Below are 25,478 nucleotides of genomic sequence, written 5' to 3'. Positions count from 1 at the left end.
ATGGAACTATTAGATTCTAAAGGTCGTTTACTGGGAAGAATTAGCATTCTAGATCTGGGAGCTGGATTAGCTATTATTTTAGCTATTGTTAGTATTTTTATTGTTCCAAATAAGTCTGGAACAAGCACTATCGCTCAAGTTGTTAGAACCCCAATTGAAGTTGATGTTATCGTGAGAGGCCTAGGAGTAGGTGATCCAAATTCCTTCATTAATCAATTTAAAAAAACTAAAGTTACCAACATCGTAATTCGTCATCAACCTGCTGGAGAATTTGAAATCAGGAAGATTACACCACTTCCTAGAACTATAGCAGTTCCTCAGCCTGATGGTTCTGTAAAAGCTCTTCCTGATCCAAGGCCAGAAATTATATTTTTCCAAGACATGATTTTGACATTGAAAGGAAATGCACAACTTACGGATACAGGAGCAGTTGTCGGAAAGCAAAAAATTAAAATTGGTACTAAAATTGAATTAGAAGGTAAGGATTATAATTTTAATACAAGTACTATCGCAGTAAGAATTTTAAAATAAATTATTAATCTACTATCATTGCAAAACTATAATAGACTGCTCTTCTATTTCAATAGAATTCAAATTTATGTATATACTTTTATACATAAATACTGTCATGTGTTATCTAGGCTATAAATAACTTTTTAAGCTTTTTTATTCTACTTAGTGGGCGACACTAGTAGTATATAGTTACTAAAACATAACTAATTTATGTTTTAGTAACTTATTTATGAGATCTATATCAATTTTGGATAAATTTAAGTTCCAACTGCTTCTTTGGCTGCATACATTAATTCAAGTGTAATTTCAGAGCAGTTACGTTCACGAGCAAATTTCTCTGTATTACGCTTTACCTTACCACGTACAAAACCAGGAATTTTATTTAATTCTACTTGTGCTTCTTTATTCCAAGCTAAATCAGAATTGTTAGATATTCCTTTAGTAATCATTTCTTTAGTATCGTGTCCCCCAAAAATTTCAAGTAAGTGATCTTCCATTCCTAGTGTAAAAGAATTATAAATTAAATCGGTAATTTGGTTTGTTCCTTCATATCCAACAAAAGGCTTATATCCTATAGGGAAGTTCTGAATGTGAATTGGTGATGCAATTACTCCACATGGAATATTCAACCTTTTACCAACATGACGCTCCATTTGTGTTCCAAATATTGCAGCAGGTTCTAAGCGTGCTATCGTGTTGGCAATTTCACCATTATCTTCACTAATCAATATCTCACTGCAATAATCGCCAACTTGTTCTCTAAACCATTCAGCATCATACTTACAATATGTGCCAGCTAAGACAACATGAATTCCCATCTCTCTAGCTAAAATTTTAGTCATAGCTGCAGCATGAGTGTTATCACCAAAAACCACTGCTCTTTTACCAGTCAAATTCTGACAATCAATGGACCTTGAAAACCATGCCGCTTCAGAAACATATAATGTTTGCTTATTAATATAATCTTCAAAATTTACATCTTTACCTTGTGTATTGATTATTTGCTGAATTTTGCGAATACACTTTGCAGTTTCAACAACTCCTATCGGTGTTATATCAACATAGGGAATATCAAATTCCGAATCTAAATATTTGGCAACACTTAATCCTAACTCTCTGTAAGGAACTAAATTGAACCATGCTTTAGTTAGATTTTTTAAATCGTGAACTGATGCCTGGTCAGGAATTATAATATTTACAGTAATTCCTAAATCTTTCATTAATTTTTGTAATTCAGTACAATCATGCTTAGCATGGAAACCAAGAGTCGATATACCTATTATATTAACAGAAGGATTTTCCGTTTTTTCAATTGCCAATTCACATTTTTTCTTTGCCTTATCTAGATAAAATTTTACAATTTGATGTAAAGTTCTATCAGCTGCTTGCAACTCATTGTAACGATAATGATTAACGTCAGCTAGAATAACATCTCCCTTTGTATCCATCTGTGCACGTTCTACAAAATTACCTAAATCTTCTTGCAGAATACTTGAAGTGCATGTAGGAGTTAAGACAATAAGATCCGGACTTTCTTCTTGATCTTTCCTAACAATATTATCAATAACTTTCTCTTGAGATCCGCGAGCTAAAACATTACGGTCTACTACACTTGTAGTAACAGGGGTAAAATTTCTTTCTCTTTCCAACATAGATCTCATAACATTAAAGTAGTCGTCACCAAGAGGTGCATGCATAATTGCATGAACATTATGGAAAGAACTAGCAATACGAAGGGTACCAATATGGGCTGGTCCAGCATACATCCAATAAGCAAGTTTCATAAATTTCTCCTCATACACACTTCATAAAATAATTTCAATCCTCTTCATTATCTCAAAACAATTGCATTTACTAAATTGTTGCTTAAAAAATCTTATATTAACAATAAGCATATTTAATAAATACTAAGTATTTAAAGTTTATAGAAGTTAATTAAGATGATAAAAAATCATCTTAATTTTTAAATCTTAACCGTATGGTCCAATTTCGACTCAACATCTCGTATTTTTTTACCTTTCCAGAGCAAGCGAATAGGAGTTCCAGAAAAACCAATTTGTTGACGAAACTGACCTTCTATATACCGTCGGTAATTATCATTAAATCTTTTAGGATCGTTAACAAATAAAACGATAGTTGGAGGTTGATTAGATACTTGAGTTCCATAGTAGATTTTACCTTGCTTTCCCTGTCTTGTTGTAGGAGGAGAATGCCATCTTATAGCTTCCTCCAAAACTTCATTAATTACAGAAGTGTTAATACGGCGACGATGCTCTTTTACTGCTGTATTTACAAGAGGAAAAATTTTTTCAATGCGTTGTCCTGATTTTGCACTAATAAAGATAATATCTGCCCACTCCATGAAATATAATCGATTCATTACATTTTTTTTATGTGAATAAATAGTGTAAGCATCTTTTTCCACAGCATCCCATTTATTGACAACAATTATTGCTGATCTTCCTTCCTCAATAATACGATCTGCTAGCTTAATATCTTGTTCTGTGACTCCATCAATAGCATCAATAACTAGTAACACTACATCTGCTCTCCGGATTGCCTTAAAGGCTCGATTAATACTAAAGAATTCAGCCCCATATTCAACATTCTTTTTACGACGAATTCCTGCTGTATCAACTAAACGATAAACTTTTCCTTTGCGTTCTACAACTGTATCAATGGTATCTCTTGTAGTACCAGAGATAGGACTAACAATAGCTCTATTCTCTCCTAAGAATGCGTTTAGAAGACTTGATTTACCTACATTAGGACGTCCAACAATAGAAACATTTATTTCTTCAGTATTAAATATACTATTAGAAGATGGTAAATTTAAAATAAGTTTATCTAAAAATTCTCCTGTTCCATTTCCATGAATTCCTGAAATTGGATAAGGTTCTCCTAACCCTAACTCCCAAAACTGTGCTGCTTGTATCAAGCCATATTCAGGGGATTCACACTTATTAACTACAAGTAACACTGGAACTTTTTGTTGTCTCAACCAGCCTCCTATTTCATAATCTCCTGCAGTAGGTCCTAATTGTCCATCTACTACAAAAACAGCCACATGAGCCTCACTTAATGCTGTCATGGCCTGCTCTCGAATTAAAGGAAGAAATTCAGTATTATCATTAAATACTAAACCCCCTGTGTCTACTACAAGGAAATCATGAGTACGCCAAAAAGCTTGCCGATAAGTGCGATCGCGGGTAATTCCTGGTTCATCATGAACAATTGCTTGTCGGTCTTTTGCCAAACGATTAACTAATGTTGATTTACCTACATTAGGACGTCCAATAATTGCAACAATGGGTAATGTCATATAATCAAATTTTAAATTAATAGATCTTAGAATAATAATTCTACTTTGTCATATATTAAAATACTTCTAGAGTTAGAGTCTGTAGTATATATCTGCAAATATTACCTTAATTGCTAATAAAAATATCATGGAAGTTATAAGACTGCTAATATTACTAGAGTAATAATAAAAAAACATACTATTAATTATTAGTAATTAAGTAGACTTTTTATAGAAGATATTTCTATTTATATAAGAATGTTCTTTATAGCAAGTCCCACAGAAATTATTCATATAAACCCGAGTCAATATATTGTATAAAACATGATGTGTTTTGTTATTACAATTCTATGAAATATCTTTAAATTTAAGTATAAACTAAGAATCTTTACCACTAAAAAATACTATAGAATATTAGCAGATATAGTCTTGTAATGCTTTAACTTTAAGAGGTTGACTTTGTAAAGAACGAATAGCAGTAACTGTAGCTTTCGCACCAGCTATTGTTGTAACTACTGGTAATTGATAATCTAATGCTGTTCTTCTGATTTTTTGCGCATCTACCTGTGATTCTTCTCCATTTGGAGTGTTTATAATAAGTTGAATTTTTTTATTCTTAATCCAGTCAATAACATGGGGACGACCTTCATGAAGCTTTGGAACTATTTCTACTCCTTTGATTCCATTATTTTCTAAGACTTTTTGAGTGCCTAATGTTGCAACTATTTTAAATCCTAATTCTTCTAAATTTTTAGCTATTGGAACAGTTAGAATTTTATCTATATCGCTAGTGGAAATAAAAACGGTTCCACTAATAGGTAAATTTACGCCAGAGGCAATTGCTGCTTTTGCAAACGCTTTACCAAAATCATTATCTATACCCATAACTTCACCTGTAGAACGCATCTCTGGTCCTAGCAAAGTATCTGTCCCAGGAAATTTTTGAAAAGGTAAAACAGCTTCTTTAACAGAAACATAGCGAGGAATAAGTTCTGTATGCACGCCTAATTCACACAAAGTTTTTCCTGAAATGAGCAAGGAAGCAATTTTTGCAAGAGGTCTTCCCGTAGTTTTAGATACATATGGAACAGTACGAGATGCACGTGGATTGGCTTCTAAGATATAAACTTCTTCTCCCTGTACTGCATACTGAATATTAATTAGTCCAATAACTTTTAAACTATTTGCCAATTGAGATGTCCAACCACGAATAATATTAAGTACTTTTTGAGAGAGTGTTATGAAAGGAATTGAGCAAGCTGAATCCCCAGAATGTATGCCTGCTTGCTCAATGTGTTCCATTATTCCTCCAATGACTACCATACCAGTCTTGTCACATAGAGCATCAACATCGACTTCAATAGCATTCTCTAAAAATTTATCAATTAAAATTGGATGATCAGGTTCTACTTGAATTGCATAATTCATATAGTGTTGTAGTTCTTTATCAGAAAAAACAATTTGCATAGCTCGTCCTCCTAATACATAAGAGGGACGAACTACTACAGGGTATCCAATATGAGAAGCAATATTTAAAGACTGCTCAAAACTACGAGCAATTCCACTAGGAGGCTTCTTAATTTCAAGATCATATAATATTTTTTCAAAGCGCTCTCTATCTTCTGCTAAATCAATAGAATCAGGAGAGGTTCCCCATATTTTTGTCTGAACAGAACAATTTGGACTGTCAAAATATTTTTGTAATGGGACCGCAAGCTTTAATGGGGTCTGTCCCCCAAATTGAATGATAACTCCTTCAGGATTTTCCACTTCAATAATATTTAAAATGTCTTCCTTTGTTAAGGGCTCAAAATATAAACGATCACTTGTATCATAGTCTGTGGATACAGTTTCTGGATTAGAATTAACCATTATAGTTTCATAACCAGCCTCAGTAAGGGCAAAGGAAGCATGACAGCAACAATAATCAAACTCTATTCCTTGTCCAATACGATTAGGCCCCCCACCTAAAATCATTATTTTAGGCTTTTGAGTCGATAAAACTTCTGTATCTTCTAATTCATATGTAGAGTAATAATAAGGAGTAAATGCTTCGAATTCAGCAGCACAAGTATCTACGACTTTATATACTGGAATAACACCTAAACTTTTACGATATTCTCTAACTTCATTTTCTGTAGTTTCAGTAATTTGAGCTATTTGATAATCGCTAAAACCTTTTTGCTTGACTAATCTCATTTGTACTTTGCTTATATCCTTGAGAATAAACTGCTTAAGATATTTTTCAGTATTAAAAATATCTCTTAATTTATCTAGAAACCACATATCAATAGCAGTTAATTCATGAATTTCTTCTATCGTCATACCTAATTTTAAGGCTTTATAAATTAAAAAAATTCTATCAGGACTTGAAATTTCTAGTTTAGAACGTACTTCGGATAAAGAGGAGAAATCTGAGGTTTGATCACAAGTAAAACCATGACATCCTGTTTCTAATGATCTTAAAGCTTTTTGGAAAGATTCTTGAAAAGTACGACCAATAGCCATAACTTCTCCCACTGATTTCATTTGAGTAGTCAAAATTGCTTGAGAACCAGGAAATTTCTCAAAAGCAAATCGTGGTATTTTTGTTACTATATAATCGAGAGTTGGCTCAAATGAAGCTGGAGTTTTTCTAGTTATATCATTCTTAATTTCATTAAGAATATAACCAACAGCGAGCTTAGCGGCAAACTTAGCAATAGGGAATCCTGTAGCTTTAGAAGCTAGAGCAGATGAGCGAGAAACACGAGGATTCATCTCGATAACGATCATATCACCATTCAAAGGATTTACAGAAAACTGGATATTGGCACCTCCTGTTTCTACACCTATTTCTCTAATTATTAATTTAGAATAATCTCTCAACTTTTGATACTCTTTATCTGTTAAAGTTTGAGCTGGTGCAACTGTAATCGAATCCCCTGTATGTACTCCCATTGGATCAAAATTTTCAATAGAACAGATAATGACAACATTATCTGCTAAATCTCGCATTACTTCCAACTCATACTCTTTCCATCCTAGCAATGATTGTTCTACTAATATTTGAGATACTGGAGATGCATCTAAACCGAGTTGTACAACACTTCCAAATTCTTCTTGATTATAAGCGATGCCCCCTCCTGTACCTCCTAAGGTAAATGCAGGACGAATAATTAAAGGATAAGAGCCAATATCAATTGCAATTTGTTCGGCTTCTTCTAAAGTATTGGCAATACCAGAAGGACAGACAGGGACTCCAACATTATTCATTGCTTGTTTAAATAATTCCCTATCTTCTGCCTTTTCAATAGCTGACAGCTTTGCTCCAATTAATTCAACATTGTATTTTTGTAAGACTCCACTTTTAGCTAAAGATACAGCTATGTTAAGTGCAGTCTGTCCTCCCATCGTTGCTAGTAATGCATCCGGAAGTTCTTTAGCAATAATTTTTTCGACTATATCAGGAACAAGAGGTTCAATATAAGTTCGATCAGACATTTCAGGATCAGTCATGATCGAAGCTGGATTAGAATTGACTAACACAACTTCATAGCCTTCTTCTCTTAGAGCCTTACAAGCTTGAGTACCAGAATAGTCAAATTCACAAGCTTGTCCAATCACAATAGGACCTGCTCCTAAAATCATAATTTTTTTCAAGTCATCCCGGCGTGGCATAGGCAAATTTATAAATGTAATATCGTTTTATTGTGTAGCTATTTTATGATTTCTCGATTTAATCTAGAATAATTATTCAATTTATATACATACTATCTTCTTTGTGAAAAATTTTCATCTATTCTGTCGGAAAGAGTTTATTAGAAGAGGAATCAATATTACTCACTTGACTAGTTAGTAAGAGATCAAAAATTGATAAAAAGTTAAGATAATTCATATATTCAAATCTTCTCTTTAATTTACTTCTAAAAAATTTAAATAACTGAACCATGCTTGCTTAAAAGTATATATAGATATTATGATCGACACCAGATGAAAACCAAAGGTTATCATTCTATTTGACAATTTTGATAATATACGTGTGCCCATTTGTACTCCTAACACTCCCCCACATCCCAAGATAAAGCCAGTAAGCCAGAGTACATTATCGTTTAAAGCATGGCCTATACTGGAAGAAATTGAAGTAATAAAAATTACACCTAAGCTGTTTTGAATTGATATCTGCATGGTTTCTCGCAATAATAAAATTTGTAGAGGAACCATAATTATTCCTCCTCCAATTCCAAATAAACCAGCTAGTAAACCGCCTATTCCTCCTGTGAATAAGCTTAAAAAGTGATATATAAAAACAGAGTTATTCTCTTTATATATCACTTTAGTTAAATAACGCCGGTAACTATATAAAAAGATATTAAAAGTTAAAAGAATGCTAAATAAAAGTAACAACCAATACTCAGGAATATAGTTAGCAATTTTTACACCAATTTGCGCTGTTATAATTGCTGGTGTTCCTAGTAAAAAAACTTTCTGTAAACTTAGATTCCCCATTCGACGATTTTGTAAACTACCTGAAAAAGCAATAATTACAATAGCCACGCTACTAGTAGCAACTGCTTGCAATGGTGTATTTTGGAATGCCAGTAGTAAGGAAACTAGAATAGCTCCTCCTCCTATCCCTAAAACTCCTGCTAATAATCCAGAAAGCAGCCCACTAATACTCAATATAAGAATGTAATCTAACATTTTTTATTTACATGTAGATGTAAGCCTTTTTAAAACAAAAAAATTATTTCTTACCTTACATATATATTAGTCCTTTAAAGGTAAAGTATTAAAAAATAATGTCATTTTTTTGGATAAAATCAAAGATTATTTACTACATAGAGGTAAGTTTTAAATCTGTAACTAAATAAAAGATTTTATAGTTAGCAATCTAATTTTTCAATTTCTGTGCTTCGTTTAATACTATTTGGTTGAGTATTCTTAATTCATGTAAAAAGATTTTACGTTTCTTATTAAGTCACATTAGTATTATTCTTTGAATTACATTATTTGTAAAGAATTATTTAATTATACATTAGCCATATTATTATTAATAAATAATAATTCAAACAGAATTCAGTTTTTTTTATAAAAGTGAAATATTATTATTCAGAAGTATCACGACGATTAGATAAGAAAGAAGGAATATCTATTCCACCTAGATCTATAGAGTGTATTTTCTGTTCTGGAGTAGCGAAAGAATTTTTTAAGGTATTAATATCATCGCTAGATACCATTTCTAAGTTTTCTTCAGAATCCTTGCTTCGGCTAAACCCAGTTGCAATTACTGTTATACGTATTTCTCCCTGCAGTTCTTCATCTATTACCGCACCGAAAATTACATTAGCATCAGTATTATCTACAACCTTTTCGTATATAGCTTTTGAAGCAATGCTTACTTCATGCAAAGTAAGGTCACTACTACCCGTTATATTGAGGACTACTCCTTTTGCTCCTCGAATGGAATGTTCTAATAATGGAGAAGAAATAGCTAAGGAGGCTGCATCAAGAGCACGTGATTTACCAGAACCATTTCCACTACCCATTAAAGCAGAACCTGCATCAGACATAATCGCTCTAACATCAGCAAAATCTACATTAACTAATCCTGGGATAGTTATAATGTCAGATATTCCCTGCACTCCTTGCCTTAGGATATCATCAGCAAAAAGGAATGCTTGTTTAAGTGAGGTCTCTTGATCAATTACTTGTAGCAATTTATTGTTAGGTATAACGATTAAAGTATCTACATTATTAGTTAATTCCTCAATACCTTGACGTGCTTGTACCATACGTCTTCTACCTTCAAAATCAAAAGGACGAGTTACAACTCCAATGGTGAGGCAACCCTGTTCTTTTGCTATTTCTGCTACTACAGAAGCTGCTCCAGTTCCTGTGCCACCACCCATCCCTGCAGTAACAAATACTAAATCAGTGTCTTGAAGGGCTTCTGTAATTTCTTCACGAGATTCGATGGCAGCTTCTTTACCAATATTAGGATTACCCCCAGCTCCTAATCCCTTAGTTAATTTTTTCCCAATTTGTATACGATTAGGAGCTAAAGATTGACTAAGGGCTTGAGCATCAGTATTAATAGTCCAAAAGTCAATACCTGTTAATGAACTTTCAACCATTCTGTCAACTGCATTACATCCTCCTCCACCTACTCCAATAACTTTAATTCTTGCAGTACTATTTGGTATTATTTGTCCTTTTTCATTATTTTCTGAAAAACTTGTTGAAGACAAGTTACCTTGTGAGAAAGATAAATCATGATTGTTTCTAAGATGACTTTTTATTTTATTTGATGGTAAAGATTTGTCATTGTGATTAAAACCAAAATAATCATTCATTAATTTGCTATTAGAAGTATCCATATCGAATATCGAATTAGTTATTTTAATCAAAAATTTCAGGAATCAGTGTATCATTAAGGACACTTGAATCGCTATATATTATTAATAATATATATATCTTTTAGTGGTAGGTAAGTTCTTCTGATTTGAAGATATATAAGGCTTGTAGTAGATTGATGGTGAGTCAAAGCTATACACTTCTATGTAATCTAATAATTCTGTTTTATTTTTGAAAGACAATCCTTTCATCTTGCCTAGTGCCATAAGTTTTTTTGAAAAAGTTTTATCATATATTCCATAATGCACTATTCCTAACTCAGTGTCTAAAATTAGGTTATTGGAATCTTGCAAATTAAAATTTTTAATTTTGATAGGAGAATATAAAGATAGAGGATAAATATTTTTCCAGGAGATAAAAGATCGCTGTTTTTGACCAAAAACTTTTAGTTTAACAGAGGATATAGTTTCATATTCTAAATTGTAGAATTCACTCGATATCCAAATTCCTAAAGAGTCAAGGAAACCTTTTTTTTCTGCCATAAGAGCAAAAGCGACTGGTCTTCTCTCTTTAACTATAATTTTGATTTTTGCCGGTAGCAAACTACGTATAATATAGACATTTTCAAGAGAAGGTTGAGGTTTAAGATTTTCTCTTAGCTGGTGAATGGGTAGTTTCCAAATTAATTGAGGATAACTGATGTCTAACATTTTTAGAATGTCAGATTCTGATAATAGTTGATTTCCTATAATTCTAATTTGTGACTGATTACGAATTAGCCAATAAGGTAGACTACTGCTATATAATAGCCCTCCAGTTAAGAAAAAAGAGATTAGTAACCTCCATCCTTTCTGTAATACCTTTAATTTTTGTTTATAATACAAAGTCCTACGATCTTTTTCAAAAAAGTTAAAAGTACTCAAGTTACCATCTATCATTAAACTATAATCATCAATATTCAGAAAATGTTATACTCAAATAGTGCTAATTTATTGGAAAACAAATCAATAAGATTAAGTTTAACTAAGTAGTGTAAAAAAAGTCTAGAATATGACTATTCAAGTATAGTTCAGACAACTTTTTATTTTAGGATTAGTACTGAAAACTCGTGTAAGTTTAATAAATATATACTTAGTCTATGATTAATTATAAAAAAGGGTTGATACTAGGTGCAACTGCTGCGATTTTGACTACTGTCGCTGTCACTGGATCAGGAGTTCATCTTTCCCGTAGTTTGGCTTATTTAGAAGATAACCCTAAAAGACTTGTCGATGAAGTATGGCATATAATCAACGATACATATGTTGATGATACTTTTAATCAGGTAGACTGGCTTGCAGTTCGCCAAGATTACGTTGTTGGAGATTCTCAGTCTTATCAAACTAAAGAAGAAGCATATAAAGCAATTCGTGAGATGCTAGAGCAACTTGGCGATCCATATACTCGTTTCATGGATCCAGAAGAGTTTAAAAATATGCAGATTGATACTTCGGGAGAACTTACTGGAGTCGGTATACAAATAACTAAGGACGAAGAAACAAAAGAACTAACTGTTGTTGCACCTATAGAAGATACGCCAGCATTTAAAGCAGGAATACTATCCAGAGACGTCATAACTAAAATTAATGGTAAAGTTACAGAAGGAATGGAAGTAGAAGATGCAGTCCAACTTATTAGAGGAAAACCAGGTAGCAAAGTAATATTGACAATTCGCCGTACTAACCAAGAATTTAGCTATCCTATTGTTAGAGCTAGAATTGAACTTCATCCAGTAAAGTCTCGTATTCAAAAAACATCTTCTGGGAAGGTTGGGTATATTCGCTTAGTTCAATTTAGTGCTCATGCTGGAAAAGAAATGCGTGATTCAATTCGGAAAGCTGAGACGGCTAAGGTCAAAGGTTATATTTTAGATTTAAGATCTAATCCAGGAGGTTTACTTTATGCAAGTGTAGAAATAGCAAGAATGTGGCTTGATAAAGGAAAAATTGTTTCGACAGTTAGTCGTAGTGGAGAAGTAGAAGCACAAAGAGCTACTAATAGAGCTTTAACAAATAAACCTTTAGTAATACTCATAGATGGTGGTTCAGCAAGTGCTAGCGAAATTTTGTCAGGAGCTTTGCAAGACAATAATAGAGCTACTTTAGTAGGAACTAAAACTTTTGGTAAAGGATTAGTTCAATCGGTTAGACGTTTAGGAGACGGTTCTTCAGGATTAGCCGTAACTATAGCTAAATACTTAACACCTAGTGGTCGAGATATTAATAAACAAGGAATTGAGCCTGATATTCTAATAGAGTTAACTGATAAAGAAAGAAAGGATTTACAGCAGTCTAGAGAAAAAATAGGGTACTTGGGCGATCCTCAATTTGATAAAGCTTTAGAAATTTTGAACGAAGAGATATCTCACTTTAGTAAGATTAATATTAAATAAAAAATATACGTCCAAAAGTTTAAGGTTTGTTCCTATATTATATAAACAATACAAAGCTCTGATACATAAAATAGATTTTATCAGGTTTATTAGTCTAGAATATTCTATGGGCTACAAATTCAATCACAGCTAGATTGAACAAAAAAGTTATCAATTACTCTGACATAAATTAATTTTTTAACAATCAACAATAACTTGTTATCAAGTATATTCATAAGACTTTAAATAAATAATTTTATAATGCAACATAGTCCTGATATTTACCGTCAATTAATAATAACTCTAAAGTCAAGAAAACTAGAGAATATCGACTAGCTAGAAAACAACTAAGATTCATAAAATATGAATACTGAATATGATTATTCGCTAAATTCTGCTTCAAATAATTCTACAAATAGTGAAGTAAAATTGAAATCTGGATATTACTATAATTTTAAAGAAAAAATTGAATTTGACGATTATGGTGTTAATCAAATAGTTGATAGTGTTGCTACAAAAAATAGTTTCAAGCAATTTCCTTCAGAGTTACAATTTCTGCTGTCTATTCAAAAAGGTTTTACAGTATTAACTGTAGGATTAGTTTCTACTATGCTGGGGATATATGCCTGTACTGCAAATAAAACAATTGAATGGAACAAAAAATATTTTGAATTAAAAAATATAAAAACGTACGAAATTCCACTTGCTTCTTTTGGTGAATCTTTAAAATACACGATAGCAGAAGAAGCTAAAAAACCCCACTCCAATTTAACTCCACCAAATCCTCATACATCTCTTTTGTTTCTTGCTCCAGTTGATATTCCCAATGTTAAAGTTTTTCTTGAGTCTAAAACAAAAAACATTCCTAATTAAGTTTTACCCTTTAAGTTATTTTTTAACCTATTCTGATAGGCAAATTTCAATGAAATTCGTAATATTATCTATAGGAATCAATGAGGTTTTAAGAATTGATGATATTTCCTGAATCGTTATATCATCTAAAAAAATATCATTATCGTTTTTTAACATGACTGAAGGTATTAAAACTCCATCCCCTAAATATATATTTTGTAATCCTGATATTAAATCTTTACCGGTAAGTAAACCTGTTACAGTTATCTCTTGTCCCCAATATTCGCTTTTAAGTGCAACTAACGTAACCGTTAAGTTCTCAACTTGATTAATTTTTTTTACTAGAGGCTGAAAAACCTTCTCAACCGCATTTCCTACTACCCAGATCAAAGTTTTTTCTTTATCAATTTTTATTGGCAATCTTTTTTCACATATTGAATAAAACTCTTTGATAAATTTTCTAATAGATCCAACTCCATTACTAATTTGGGGATAGTCTTCATAATGAAATTCAGGGGGTAATTCTTTTTTTGCTATTAAAAACCATTCATCTGCTAACCAAACAAAATGACTATTTAGCTCAGAAAGAAATTTTTTTTGCAATAATTGAACTTGTCTGATAACTTCCTTTGATTTGGTTTCGTCTACAGGAATTAACTCATTCTCTCTAGGACGAAAGCGAGTTAAACCTACAGGGACTACAGCAGTAGATATCACAGTGGGATTTTCCTTTGAGTGAAATTCAGCTAATCCAAGCAGAGTTTTTTCCAAGTGGATACCATCATTTATTCCAGGACATACTACAATTTGTGCATGAATTTGTAATCTTTTATCTCGGAACCACTGTAATTGTCTTTTAATTTCTCCAGCTCTCTCATTTTTTAAAAGTTTGACTCTAATGTCAGGCTCAATTGCGTGAACTGAAACAAAAAGGGGAGATAAACGCATATTCTCAATACGTTTCCATTCTTTTTTTGTTAAATTAGTCAAAGTCAAATAACTACCATAAAGAAAACTTAATCGGTAATCATCATCCTTAAGATATAAGCTATCTCTTTTTCCTAAAGGTTGTTGATCAATAAAACAAAAAGGACAACGATTATTGCATTGTATTAATCCATCAAATAAGGCTGTTTCAAATTCTAAACCTAAATCTTCATCATAATCTTTTTCAATTTCTACTTGATAAGATACTCCTTGAGTGTCTAATACTTGCAAGAGCAAAAAAACATCAGAACATAAAAAATTATAATCAATTAAATCCCTAGGCGCTGTTCCATTAATAGAAATAATGGTATCACCTACTTTAAAGCCCACTTCCTCAGCGATAGAACTAAGTAAAATATTACTTACTCTAGCAGAATAATTTAAAGATGAAGTCATAATTAACTGATAAAAATAATAAATATAAAAAACTATTTAAACTGATCAAAATTATATTGAAGATAATTATAATCTTAATCAATTTAAATTTTTTAGAATAACATTTATAGCGTCTATTGAAAAATATTGTTAAATTTATTAGTGACATGGCAGTCTTTATATCACAGTGTTTAATACAGCTTTAGGATTGCCATGATCATACACTAACGGTTATTGACACATTTGCAAATAGATAAATACTTTTTTGTCTCTGTGAATTACCAAAATATTAATAAATGCTTAGAAAATGCATATGAACCTTGTTAATTTTCCATGGTTAACTACCATTATTTTTTTTCCGATTATTAGTGCTTTATTAATACCACTTATTCCTGATGAAAACGGTAAAACTGTACGTTGGTATGCACTAACAGTAGGATTAATTGATTTTATTTTTATTGTTTACGCCTTTTACACAGGATATGACTTCAATAATCCTAATCTTCAATTAGTTGAGAGTTATACTTGGATTTCTCAAATCGATCTAAAATGGTCCGTTGGTGCTGATGGACTTTCCATGCCTTTAATATTATTAACTGGTTTTATAACAACATTAGCAATTATGGCTGCATGGCCAGTAACTTTTAAGCCTAAACTTTTTTATTTTTTAATGTTATCTATGTATGGTGGACAAATCGCAGTTTTTGCCGTGCAAGATATGTTACTTTTTTTCTTAGTTTGGGAATTAGAGTTAGTACCTGTTTACTTAATACTCTCTATATGGGGTGGCAAAAAGCGTCTTTATGCTGCAACTAAATTTATTTTATATACTGCAGGGGGATCGTTATTTATTCTTTTAGCTGCTTTTACCTTAGCTTTCTTTGGTGATACAGTAACTTTTGATATGAGTATAATTGCATCTAAAGATATCCCTTTGAAACTACAACTATTACTATATGGTTGTTTTCTTATCGCATATGGCGTGAAATTACCTATTTTTCCCCTTCATACCTGGCTTCCTGATGCTCATGGAGAAGCAACTGCTCCTGCCCACATGCTATTAGCAGGTATTTTGTTAAAGATGGGAGGATATGCTCTTCTAAGAATGAATGTAGGGATGTTACCTGATGCACATGTTTATTTTGCTCCTATATTAATTATTTTAGGAGTAGTGAATATTATTTATGCAGCATTAACAGCTTTCGCTCAGCAAAATTTAAAAAGAAAAATTGCTTATTCTTCTATTTCTCATATGGGTTTTGTTTTAATAGGAATTGCTTCATATACATCTATAGGTCTTAGTGGAGCAATGCTACAAATGATTTCTCATGGATTAATTGGTGCAAGCTTATTCTTTATGGTTGGCGCCACCTATGATAGAACTCATACTCTTATGCTTGATGAAATGGGTGGAATTGGTCATAAGATGAAAAAAATGTTTGCAATGTGGACTACCTGTTCAATGGCTTCCTTAGCTTTGCCAGGGATGAGTGGCTTTGCAGCAGAGTTAATGATATTTATTGGATTCGCTACTAGTGATGCCTATAATTCCATTTTCAAAATAGTTGTTATTACTTTGGCAGCAGTAGGAGTTATTCTAACCCCTGTATATTTACTTTCTATGCTTAAAGAAATACTATACGGACCAGAAAATAAGGATTTAACATTTCATGTAAAGCTTATTGATGCAGAGCCAAGAGAAGTATTTATTATTGCATGTTTATTAATTCCTATAATTGGTATTGGTTTATATCCTAAAATTGTTACTCAAATGTATAGTGCTACAACTGATCAGTTAAATACTTTGTTGCGTAATTCTGCTCCAACATTGGCTGAAAAAACTAATGTTGCAGCTATTCATAGCAAAATATTTAGAGCACCAAATATTTAAACACTTTATCAATAGGTTATGTTCAAAGTATTTTTTATAAATTTTGAACATAACCATATGGTACATACATTAATCTTTTAAACTTAGTTATTAATTCATAGTAAGATTGTTCTTTAGCTTTGTACTATATGTATAGTGCCTATTAGGACTTTAATTTGTTGGTGGCATACCTTCTATATATATCAAAGCATCAGTTACTATTTTTGCAGCAGGTGCTGCTACTGTAGACCCAGAAGTATTATTCCCTTTTGGTTCATCTAAAACTACCAAGACTAAATATTTTGGAGATGTTATAGGTAGAATTGAAACAAAACTAGTGATTTTCGAATTAGGTAAATATCCCCCCTTACCAGCTTTCTGGGCTGTGCCCGTTTTACCTCCAATACGATATCCTTGTATTTTAGATGCTTTTCCTGATCCTTTATTAACTACAGTTTCCATAAGTCCTATGACTTTTGTGCTTACAGAAGGAGAAAAAATTTGTTTAGACTTATATTCTGGTATCCAGGCTAAGGATCCTTCAGGATTTACTAATCCTTTTGTTAAATGAGGAGTAACTAATTTTCCTCCATTAGCCAATGCTCCGTGTAATTGTGCCAACTTAATAGGAGTTAAAGAAAAGCCTTGTCCAAAAGAAGTTGCAGCTGCCTCTATAGAACTTGTAGTAAATACTTCTTTACTTTTTAATCGTCCTTTTACCTCTCCAGGTAGGTCAATATTTGTTTTTTGAGTAATATCTAGTTGTAGTAATCTATTATAGTAATCTTCTTTTTTTAAGCGTTGCATTATTTGAACCATAGCTACATTACTCGAAGTTTGTAAAACTTCAGCAATATTAATTAATCCATTTCCTGATAATGAAGCATTATAGATATTCCAATTATCAACTTTTATAAAACCTATATCTTGGATTACAGTATCTAATTTTATTACTCCAGCTTCTAAAGCTAAAGCAATATTGATAGGCTTAAATGTTGAGCCTGGTTCATAAAGATCAGTAACCGTCCAATTTTTTAATAGCTCACCTTTAACATTATAAAAAACATTAGGATCGAATGTTGGTTCACAAACTAAAGCTAATATAGAACCATCTATTACATTCATAATAATTATTGCACCGCGTTTTGCTTGAAAAGTATTTAATTTTTCTTTTAAAGCAAAACGTGCAGCTCTTTGTAATCGTATATTAACTGTTAATTGTAATTTCCAATCATTTGATCTGAAAAAGTTTCTAGGAAGAGAAGTTGGTATGATGCCTCCTGAACCAGTTTTCCGTACTGTTACATATTTAGTTTGTCGGTGTAATAAATTATTTTGGCTCATTTCGATACCTGCTTTTCCTTGCTGATTATCGTTAACAAAACCCACTACATCAGACATTAGTTCTTTCTGAGGATAGGAACGATCAAAGTTTTTAATAAATTCAAAAGCTTGTCTATACTTCTTTGTAGTCTTGTTAAGGATTCTTTGATATTCATGTGTAGTTATTTTGTCTAATCCAACCCTATTTACATTTCTTTTATCTAACAGTAATTTTGTTAAATCATAATAATTCTTATTTAGTATCTGACTAAGTTGTTTTGCTATTTTTTCTTTATCTTCATCTTTTGGTAGCCGATCACGGTAAATAAATAGGTCGAATTTTTCTATATCCATAGCTAATATATTACCTTCACTATCTATAATGGGTCGTCTAGGGTTATCAATACGTATTTCTTCATTTTGTTGACTGTCTGCTTTTCTTCTAAATTCAGTGACTTTAACAAACTGTAACAAGAAAATTTTTCCAATTAATCCAAGTATGGCCGAAACAATAATTGTCCAGACCATAAGTAATCGAAAATTAAGTAGAGATAATTTTTTCATTATGATGTTAAGTCTTATTTCCAAATAATTAGAAAGGTAATATACAATAAAAAATTTATATAAAAAAATCCATCTCTATTAATATACATAGTTGCTTATAATTCGTTTTAATATCAAACGTTACATTCTTAAGTACGCAGGAAATAAAAAATTGCTGAAATACTTAGTTTTAGAAAAATAAAAGATTAGATAACTTATGTAAGCCTATTACTTATTTTTTAATATAAATAATATTAATTAGAAAAAATCGTTATTTATTATAAATATAAATACTTAGTCTTAGTCAGTCAGAAAAACGGATAATATCATCATCACCTAAATATTCTCCATTTTGTACTTCAATCATTACTAGAGGAATAACACCTGGATTTTCTACACGATGCCTAGTGTTCATAGGGACATAAGTTGATTCTTTTTGTTTTAGAAGATGTTCTTTCCCATTGAAAATAACTTTAGCTGTTCCAGAAACTACGATCCAATGTTCGCTCCTATGATAGTGCATTTGAGTACTGATATGTTGACCAGGCTTAACCTCGATACGATTAATACGATAATGAATACTTTCTTCTAAAATAGTTACAGTACCCCAAGGAGGTGTACGCATAAGTTCACCAGATTTTTTTTTTCTCGTTATTCATATTAGCTTAGCCATTCTTTCATATATTATTATTTTACTTATAAATTCCTGAATAGAAGCGGTCAATAAAATAAATAGGTTTTACAATTATTCACTTTTTACGAAAAAATAGCTTATTAGATTCTAAATCAACTAAAATAACATCACCAGAAGTAAAAGTCATATCTAGAATTTTTGTAGCTACTGGATTTTCTAACTCCCGTTGGATTGCTCTCTTTAAAGGTCTTACCCCATATACTGGATCGTATCCAGTATCTACAATATGGTCAAGGGCTGCACCACTTAATTGTAAACAAATGTTTTGTTCTTCTAGTAAACGTTCTATACGTTTAATTTGTAGTGTCACGATACGTCTCAAATGTTCTTTTTGAAGTGCATGAAATATTATTAAATCATCAATACGATTTAAAAATTCTGGTCTAAAGTGTTTGCTCAGTGACATTAGGACTTCTTTTCTCATTACCTCATAGCTATTATTATTTCCTACTATATCTAAAATGTATTCACTTCCAATATTGCTAGTCATAATAATAATAGTATTACAAAAATCTACTATACGTCCTTGAGAATCAGTTACACGACCATCATCAAGAATTTGTAAAAGAATGTTAAAAACATCAACATGAGCTTTCTCTATTTCATCTAATAAAATTACTGAATAAGGCCTACGACGTACTGCTTCTGAAAGCTGACCACCCTGGTCATAGCCTATATAACCAGGAGGAGCACCAATTAGCTTAGAAACAGTATGTTTTTCCATATATTCTGACATATCAATACGAATCATTGCATCTTGAGAATCAAAAAGAAATGCAGCAATTGCACGAGCCAATTCAGTTTTACCTACTCCAGTAGGTCCCATAAAGAGAAAAGAGCCAATAGGACGAGAAGGGTCCTTAATTCCAGCTCTAGCTCTACGAATTGCAGCCGCAACAGCCGCAACTGCTTCTTCTTGGCCAATAATTTGTTTATGTAAATAACCTTCCAATTCAAGTAACTTTTTTCTTTCTGAACCTAGCAAACGATTAGTTGGAATTCCAGACCATCCAGCTACTATTTCCGCAATATCAGATTCAGTTACTTGTTCTCGAAAAAAGGTTTCGCTTTGAGATTGAATATTAATTAATTTTGTCTCTTTCTCTTTTAAATCATTTTGTAGGCCTTCAAGCCTACCATATTTAAGTTGAGCTGCCTTATTTAAATCATATGCTCTTTCTGCCTGTTCTACTTGAACTCTTAACTGCTCTTCTTCTTCTTTCAAAGTATTAATTTCTTCTAGCATTTGTTTTTCTAATCTCCACTGGTCATCTAATCTCTTATGAATATTTTCTAAATCTTTAATTTCTCTTTCAATTCTTTCTAAACTTTTTTGGGAAACTGAGTCTACTTTCAAAGTTGCTCTTTTCTCTTCACTTTGTAAAGAAAGTTTTTCCATTTGTAATTGCATTAAACGGCGGTCAATATCTTCTAATTCAACTGGTTTAGACGTAATTTCCATTTTTAGTTTTGCTGCAGCTTCATCAACAAGATCAATCGCTTTGTCAGGCAAGAATCTTCCAGTGATATACCTATCAGAGAGCTTAGACGCAGCCACTAAGGCAGCATCTGTAATTTTAACTCCATGGTGAACTTCATAACGTTCTTTAAGCCCTCGTAAAATAGATATAGTATCTTCCACACTAGGCTGATTCACATATACTTGTTGAAAACGTCTTTCTAATGCTGGATCTTTTTCGATATGTTTACGATACTCATCTAATGTACTTGCACCAATACAACGTAGTTCTCCTCTTGCTAGCATAGGCTTTAAGAGATTACCTGCATCCATAGAGCTTCCTTCTCGTGATCCCGCTCCTACAACAGTGTGGACTTCATCAATAAATAATACAATTTGTCCATTAGAATTTGTAACTTCCCGCATAACTTTATGTAAACGTTCTTCAAATTCTCCCCTATATTTTGCACCAGCAACTAAACTTCCCATATCTAGAGATATTAATTGACGATTTTTAAGAGAGTCAGGAACGTCACCATTAATAATACGTTGTGCTAACCCCTCAGCTATAGCAGTTTTGCCAACACCAGGTTCTCCAATTAAAACAGGATTATTTTTAGAGCGACGAGATAAAATTTGGATCAGACGACGTATCTCTTCATCTCTTCCAATAACTGGATCTAGCTTACCTTGCTTAGCTTGTTCAGTAAGGTCTCGTCCAAATTTTTTTAAAGCTTCGTAAGCTATCCCTTGATCATTTTGGGTAATTTTCTGAATCTCTTTCACTATCTTGACTGCTTTTTCTACATCTTTTCTTTCTAACTGAAAACTTTTCAAGAAGTGTTTTCCAAGTCTCTTATCTTCAGTGAAGCTAATCAAAAGATGTTGAACTGTAATATATTTATCATTCCATTGTGTGCATAAAACATTAGCTTTATCTAGCAACAAATCTAAATTTCTTCCCAGATATAGCTGATCAACAGCAATTAACTTGGGTTGTTTATCTGTAAAAGTTTCTACATATTGAACAAATTCAATTTTATTGATTTCTAATTGTTCCAGTATTTGTAAAGTTAACCCCTTTTCTTGCTCGAGAAGTGAAAGCATCAAATGTTCTACTTCTAGGTTTTGATTTTGGAAACGTCGGGCTACTTCTTGCGATTTTACAATGGCATCCCAAGCTTGTTCGGTAAATTTTGCAGAATCAGTTGGTTGCATGAACAGCTCAATAAATCTCTTGATATAATAACAATTACAAAGAATAGATATCAAGTTTCAGTCATTATTATTTTTAATGATTAATTCTATAAGCCTTTAAATAATAAGATTACCGCATAAGAAGATATTCCTTTTTCTCTTCCTACTGGTCCTAACCTCTCATTAGTAGTTGCCTTGATAGATATTTCATTTTCACAAATATTTAAAGTTTGAGAAAGTCTTTCCTTAATAACTTGAATATGAGGTTTTATTTTAGGTTTTTCAGCAATAATCGTTGAATCTATATTTCCAACATACCATCCTTCTGATTTAACCAGCTGATCTACTTGTTTCAATAATACCAAACTATTGGCATTTGCCCATTGAGAATCAGAAGGTGGAAAATAGTGACCAATATCTCCTAAACTTAATGCTCCTAGCATTGCGTCCATAATAGAATGAGTTAAGACATCTGCATCACTATGACCTAGTAAACCAAATTTATGAGGAATTTGAACACCTCCTAAAATTAAAGGTCTTCCTAAGACAAGGCGGTGAATATCATATCCATTGCCAATTCGAATATCTACCATGATCTATAAAATTTAAGTTTTTAAACTAGTAAACAGGTTGTTTATTCCTAAAATATACTCTACATGAAAGAATAAGGTACTCTCAATATATATTTCCTAAGCCTAAGATACTAATTGTTTAGGCTTAAAATTAACAATAGTTAAACATTGGCCATCTCAGTTCAATATTCACTTTTTAGCTAAAACAGCTAATATTAAGTTGTTAGAGAATGTTATATATCATCTGAGTTTATTAATCAGGACAGTAAATTATAGTTATAAATATAAAATACAATTTATAATTTTTTGGTATAGAAAAAGTCAAATTCTTATTGCTTTGAAAGCAAAGTAATCAAAAATTCACAATTTTGAATTAATTACAGTCTTATAGTAATTTCTTAATTGATTAGTAGCCATAGGCCATGCCCACTTCTCTGCTTCTTTACGAGCATTTTTTTGTACCTGTTCTCTCTCAGTTTTATTTTCTAATAAACGTTTAGTTGCAACAATTGCTCCATTTGGATCATCAGGATCAAATAAGTAACCATTAATTTTGTCAGTCACAATATCAGGAATTCCTCCAGAATTAGCTGCTATGACAGGACACCCTGCAGCCATGGATTCTAACAAAACTAGTCCCAGTGTTTCAGTACTAGAAGGGAAAATAAAAGCATCTGCAGAAGCAAAAGCCGATACTAGCTCTAATCCTTGAAGATAGCCAACAAAATGAGTTTTAGTACCAGAGAAATGTACTTTTAATGCTTCTCTGTTAGGGCCATTACCAACAATCGCTAAGCGAGTATTCGGTATTGCTTCTAAAATAGGTTTTATTTTATCAATTTGTTTTTCAGATGAAACCCTTCCCACATAAAGTAATAAAGAATCATTAGGATGTCCTTCTGATAGATATGAACGCATTTTATTAGATGCTAATCCGGGCTGGAACATTTCTGTATCTACACCTTTTTGCCATAGTTTCACCCTTTGAATACCTTGATTTTCTAGTGCTTTCACCATTGCCGTCGAAGTGCATAAATTTAGCTGTGCCTGATTATGAGCTAACTTTAAAAATTTCCACAATAATCCTTCTAATGAACCCAAACCATAATGTTTTAGATATTGAGGTAAATGGGTATGATACGAGGCAACTAAGGGAATATTTTTAGATTTAGAAAAATAGATTCCTCCTAATCCAAGAAAGGCCGGATTTACTACATGTATTAAATCTGGTTTGAATATTTCTAACTTTTTGCCAATAGTAGGAGTAGGAAAAGCTAATTTCAATTCAGGATAAAGAGGTAATGGAATACCGTTAGCTCCATAAATTTCTGCTCCCTTATATTCTTCTATTCCTCCATTAGGAGAAAATACCATGACTTGATCGCCAGAACGTTGTAGATAGTCAATCGTTTGACATAAACGTGTAACAATACCATCAATTTTAGGTAAGAAAGTTTCTGTGAATAAAGCAATTCGCATACTACTATTAATTTTGAGAATCACAATAAATATAGTAGGCGATTAAACGCCTTTTGGGTTACAAGTTTATAAGAATAAGGTATGTTCAGGAACATACCTTATTCTTATAAACTTGTAACAGCAAAGCATTCTATCATTTATTTATTATGATAACTATTTACGTAATCAATTATTATTCACTTTAAATAAAAAAAATTAGTTTCTATTTATTTATATTAATTAATACTTATAAGATATACATAACTTTCTTAAATTTATAATACTTTTTATTATCACTAACTACTTCTAATAGAATCATATTTCTATTATTTAAAAATTTTGCAAATTGTTGCAACTCTTAATACATATTAAGATTATGTTTATTAAAGCTGATAAGAGTGTAATCCTCCTATTCACCAAAATTTCAATAAGTTAACAATTATTGTATGGACTATGGAAAAGACTATTAATTGAGTGTATATTTGGGGTATGATTCCGTAAATGTTAGTTCAAAAGTACTGCTGAAGTATATAAATACAAAATGATACACAGGAAATTCGGTGTATGGATACCATCTTCAATTAATAATGCTAGGACACCCACAGCAGTCGCTTTAGGAAACTTTGATGGAATTCATCTTGGGCATCGACAGGTCCTTAAACCAATTTTAAAACTAACTAAGGAATATACTCCTACTGTAGTTACTTTTGAACCCCATCCCCAAGAGTTTTTTAGTGGAGAATCTCGTCAGCTGTTAACGCCTACAAACGAAAAAATTCAAATACTAAGCTCTCTTAAAATTAAACAATTAATCCGATTGCCATTTAATCAAGATTTAGCATCTCTTAGTCCTTTAGAGTTTGTCGTAGACATTTTAATTAATAAGTTAAACGTAAAATATATTTCAGTTGGAGAAAATTTTTACTTTGGATACAAAAGGACAGGAACAGTCGAGCTTTTAAGAGATTTTACAGAAAGATTTGGGATTTCTGTCCACACTACAAAATTACAAACTTTTTTGAATTCTAATAGAAAGACTCCTTTACGAATTAGTAGCTCTAGAATTCGTAAATATTTAACAGATGGAAATATGACAGAAGTTAAGCAAATGTTAGGATACTCCTATTTTTTAAGAGGTCTTGTTGTCTCTGGACAAAAAATAGGAAGAACAATTGGATTTCCTACTGCTAACCTAAAACTACCTGAGGATAAACTATTACCTTGTGATGGAGTTTATTGTGTTTATGTAGAACTTGAAAATAAAAATATCAGTAAAGGAGTAATTAACATAGGAAAACGTCCAACGATTAATAGTGGTTCGACAGTAGAAGTACACTTATTAGATTGGTCTGGTAATTTGTATGGTAAAACACTAACTGTTTATTTAGAAAAGTTTTTACGTTCTGAGCAAAAGTTTTCATCTTTAAAAACTCTAAAAGATCAAATTGAACAAGATTGTAGAAAAGCAAGGTCAATATTAATATAAAAAAGTCATAACTTGACTACATCTATAGTGGTTTAATAGAATTTCCATTAGGCTAACTAAGTACCTAGTAAATAAATTTTATTAGGTACTTAGTAGTTAACA

General features: G+C 31.8%; 17 protein-coding genes. 5 read left to right on the top strand and 12 right to left on the bottom strand.

Annotated elements, in window-relative coordinates; genetic code table 11:
- Positions 1 to 531, top strand: a complete 531-nt coding sequence (locus LPC16_RS04035; RefSeq protein ID WP_229636907.1) for a DUF4330 domain-containing protein — start codon at positions 1 to 3, stop codon at positions 529 to 531.
- A 239-nt stretch (positions 532 to 770) separates the two neighbouring features.
- Here the strand turns inward: LPC16_RS04035 and bchB are convergent, their stop codons facing one another.
- The 6 genes from bchB to LPC16_RS04005 form a co-directional block, all read right to left on the bottom strand.
- Positions 771 to 2,297: a ferredoxin:protochlorophyllide reductase (ATP-dependent) subunit B gene (gene bchB, locus LPC16_RS04030; protein ID WP_229636906.1), complete on the bottom strand. Its 1,527-nt coding sequence runs from the start codon at positions 2,295 to 2,297 to the stop codon at positions 771 to 773.
- Between the two features lie 179 nt (positions 2,298 to 2,476).
- Complete coding sequence (der, locus tag LPC16_RS04025) at positions 2,477 to 3,835, bottom strand: ribosome biogenesis GTPase Der (RefSeq protein ID WP_040054265.1); 1,359 nt, start codon at positions 3,833 to 3,835, stop codon at positions 2,477 to 2,479.
- A 393-nt stretch (positions 3,836 to 4,228) separates the two neighbouring features.
- The gene (carB, locus tag LPC16_RS04020) at positions 4,229 to 7,474 is read right to left on the bottom strand and encodes a carbamoyl-phosphate synthase large subunit (RefSeq protein WP_229636905.1); all 3,246 of its coding nucleotides are present in this window, start codon (positions 7,472 to 7,474) and stop codon (positions 4,229 to 4,231) included.
- Between the two features lie 234 nt (positions 7,475 to 7,708).
- Positions 7,709 to 8,497 (bottom strand): sulfite exporter TauE/SafE family protein, encoded by a 789-nt coding sequence (locus LPC16_RS04015; RefSeq protein WP_229636904.1) that lies wholly within the window; start codon positions 8,495 to 8,497, stop codon positions 7,709 to 7,711.
- Positions 8,498 to 8,901: 404 nt separating this feature from the next.
- Entirely contained in the window at positions 8,902 to 10,173 is a 1,272-nt protein-coding gene (ftsZ, locus tag LPC16_RS04010; RefSeq protein WP_229636903.1) for a cell division protein FtsZ, read from the bottom strand.
- Between the two features lie 81 nt (positions 10,174 to 10,254).
- Complete coding sequence (locus tag LPC16_RS04005; protein WP_229636902.1) at positions 10,255 to 11,088, bottom strand: cell division protein FtsQ/DivIB; 834 nt, start codon at positions 11,086 to 11,088, stop codon at positions 10,255 to 10,257.
- Positions 11,089 to 11,288: 200 nt separating this feature from the next.
- Between LPC16_RS04005 and ctpC the strand changes: the two genes are divergently transcribed.
- Both ctpC and LPC16_RS03995 read left to right on the top strand, forming a co-directional pair.
- On the top strand, positions 11,289 to 12,581 hold the full coding sequence (gene ctpC / locus LPC16_RS04000) for a carboxyl-terminal processing protease CtpC (protein ID WP_229636901.1): 1,293 nt from the start codon (positions 11,289 to 11,291) through the stop codon (positions 12,579 to 12,581).
- Between the two features lie 342 nt (positions 12,582 to 12,923).
- Positions 12,924 to 13,433, top strand: coding sequence for a hypothetical protein (locus LPC16_RS03995; RefSeq protein WP_229636900.1), 510 nt, complete (start codon positions 12,924 to 12,926; stop codon positions 13,431 to 13,433).
- A 27-nt stretch (positions 13,434 to 13,460) separates the two neighbouring features.
- Here the strand turns inward: LPC16_RS03995 and LPC16_RS03990 are convergent, their stop codons facing one another.
- On the bottom strand, positions 13,461 to 14,795 hold the full coding sequence (locus LPC16_RS03990; protein WP_229636899.1) for a TIGR03279 family radical SAM protein: 1,335 nt from the start codon (positions 14,793 to 14,795) through the stop codon (positions 13,461 to 13,463).
- Between the two features lie 292 nt (positions 14,796 to 15,087).
- On the opposite strand from LPC16_RS03990, the gene LPC16_RS03985 reads away from it, so the two are divergent.
- Positions 15,088 to 16,665, top strand: coding sequence for an NAD(P)H-quinone oxidoreductase subunit 4 (locus tag LPC16_RS03985; protein WP_229636898.1), 1,578 nt, complete (start codon positions 15,088 to 15,090; stop codon positions 16,663 to 16,665).
- A gap of 150 nt (positions 16,666 to 16,815) precedes the next feature.
- Here LPC16_RS03985 and LPC16_RS03980 read toward each other — a convergent pair whose 3' ends face one another.
- From LPC16_RS03980 to LPC16_RS03960, 5 genes are all read right to left on the bottom strand, one after another.
- Positions 16,816 to 18,531 (bottom strand): peptidoglycan D,D-transpeptidase FtsI family protein, encoded by a 1,716-nt coding sequence (locus LPC16_RS03980; RefSeq protein ID WP_229636897.1) that lies wholly within the window; start codon positions 18,529 to 18,531, stop codon positions 16,816 to 16,818.
- 283 nt (positions 18,532 to 18,814) lie between these two features.
- Complete coding sequence (locus LPC16_RS03975; RefSeq protein ID WP_229636896.1) at positions 18,815 to 19,135, bottom strand: phosphomannose isomerase type II C-terminal cupin domain; 321 nt, start codon at positions 19,133 to 19,135, stop codon at positions 18,815 to 18,817.
- Positions 19,136 to 19,259: 124 nt separating this feature from the next.
- A complete protein-coding gene (clpB, locus tag LPC16_RS03970) occupies positions 19,260 to 21,881 on the bottom strand; it encodes an ATP-dependent chaperone ClpB (protein WP_229636895.1) in 2,622 nt (873 codons plus the stop codon).
- A gap of 86 nt (positions 21,882 to 21,967) precedes the next feature.
- Positions 21,968 to 22,453, bottom strand: coding sequence for a 2-C-methyl-D-erythritol 2,4-cyclodiphosphate synthase (gene ispF / locus LPC16_RS03965; protein ID WP_040054256.1), 486 nt, complete (start codon positions 22,451 to 22,453; stop codon positions 21,968 to 21,970).
- 339 nt (positions 22,454 to 22,792) lie between these two features.
- Positions 22,793 to 23,911, bottom strand: a complete 1,119-nt coding sequence (locus LPC16_RS03960; RefSeq protein WP_229636894.1) for a glycosyltransferase — start codon at positions 23,909 to 23,911, stop codon at positions 22,793 to 22,795.
- Between the two features lie 520 nt (positions 23,912 to 24,431).
- Between LPC16_RS03960 and LPC16_RS03955 the strand changes: the two genes are divergently transcribed.
- Positions 24,432 to 25,376, top strand: a complete 945-nt coding sequence (locus LPC16_RS03955; protein ID WP_229636893.1) for a bifunctional riboflavin kinase/FAD synthetase — start codon at positions 24,432 to 24,434, stop codon at positions 25,374 to 25,376.
- The last annotated feature ends 102 nt before the right edge of the window (positions 25,377 to 25,478 follow it).

Origin of the sequence: cyanobacterium endosymbiont of Braarudosphaera bigelowii (assembly GCF_020885515.1) — a bacterium.
GTDB lineage: Bacteria > Cyanobacteriota > Cyanobacteriia > Cyanobacteriales > Microcystaceae > Atelocyanobacterium > Atelocyanobacterium thalassa_A.
The sequence above is the reverse complement of the archived record's forward strand: the minus strand, read 5'-3'. Positions and strand labels throughout refer to the sequence as shown.

Excerpts from the sequence above, each read along its gene's own strand:
- LPC16_RS04005 (WP_229636902.1), bottom strand. The coding sequence starts at position 11,088 with ATGATAGATGGTAACTTGAGTACTTTTAACTTTTTTGAAAAAGATCGT.
- ctpC (WP_229636901.1), top strand. The coding sequence starts at position 11,289 with ATGATTAATTATAAAAAAGGGTTGATACTAGGTGCAACTGCTGCGATT.
- bchB (WP_229636906.1), bottom strand. The coding sequence starts at position 2,297 with ATGAAACTTGCTTATTGGATGTATGCTGGACCAGCCCATATTGGTACC.
- LPC16_RS03975 (WP_229636896.1), bottom strand. The coding sequence starts at position 19,135 with ATGCGTACACCTCCTTGGGGTACTGTAACTATTTTAGAAGAAAGTATT.
- LPC16_RS03980 (WP_229636897.1), bottom strand. The coding sequence starts at position 18,531 with ATGAAAAAATTATCTCTACTTAATTTTCGATTACTTATGGTCTGGACA.
- LPC16_RS04015 (WP_229636904.1), bottom strand. The coding sequence starts at position 8,497 with ATGTTAGATTACATTCTTATATTGAGTATTAGTGGGCTGCTTTCTGGA.
- LPC16_RS03960 (WP_229636894.1), bottom strand. The coding sequence starts at position 23,911 with ATGCGAATTGCTTTATTCACAGAAACTTTCTTACCTAAAATTGATGGT.
- clpB (WP_229636895.1), bottom strand. The coding sequence starts at position 21,881 with ATGCAACCAACTGATTCTGCAAAATTTACCGAACAAGCTTGGGATGCC.
- LPC16_RS03990 (WP_229636899.1), bottom strand. The coding sequence starts at position 14,795 with ATGACTTCATCTTTAAATTATTCTGCTAGAGTAAGTAATATTTTACTT.
- ispF (WP_040054256.1), bottom strand. The coding sequence starts at position 22,453 with ATGGTAGATATTCGAATTGGCAATGGATATGATATTCACCGCCTTGTC.
- LPC16_RS03995 (WP_229636900.1), top strand. The coding sequence starts at position 12,924 with ATGAATACTGAATATGATTATTCGCTAAATTCTGCTTCAAATAATTCT.
- ftsZ (WP_229636903.1), bottom strand. The coding sequence starts at position 10,173 with ATGGATACTTCTAATAGCAAATTAATGAATGATTATTTTGGTTTTAAT.
- der (WP_040054265.1), bottom strand. The coding sequence starts at position 3,835 with ATGACATTACCCATTGTTGCAATTATTGGACGTCCTAATGTAGGTAAA.
- carB (WP_229636905.1), bottom strand. The coding sequence starts at position 7,474 with ATGCCACGCCGGGATGACTTGAAAAAAATTATGATTTTAGGAGCAGGT.
- LPC16_RS03955 (WP_229636893.1), top strand. The coding sequence starts at position 24,432 with ATGATACACAGGAAATTCGGTGTATGGATACCATCTTCAATTAATAAT.
- LPC16_RS04035 (WP_229636907.1), top strand. The coding sequence starts at position 1 with ATGGAACTATTAGATTCTAAAGGTCGTTTACTGGGAAGAATTAGCATT.
- LPC16_RS03985 (WP_229636898.1), top strand. The coding sequence starts at position 15,088 with ATGAACCTTGTTAATTTTCCATGGTTAACTACCATTATTTTTTTTCCG.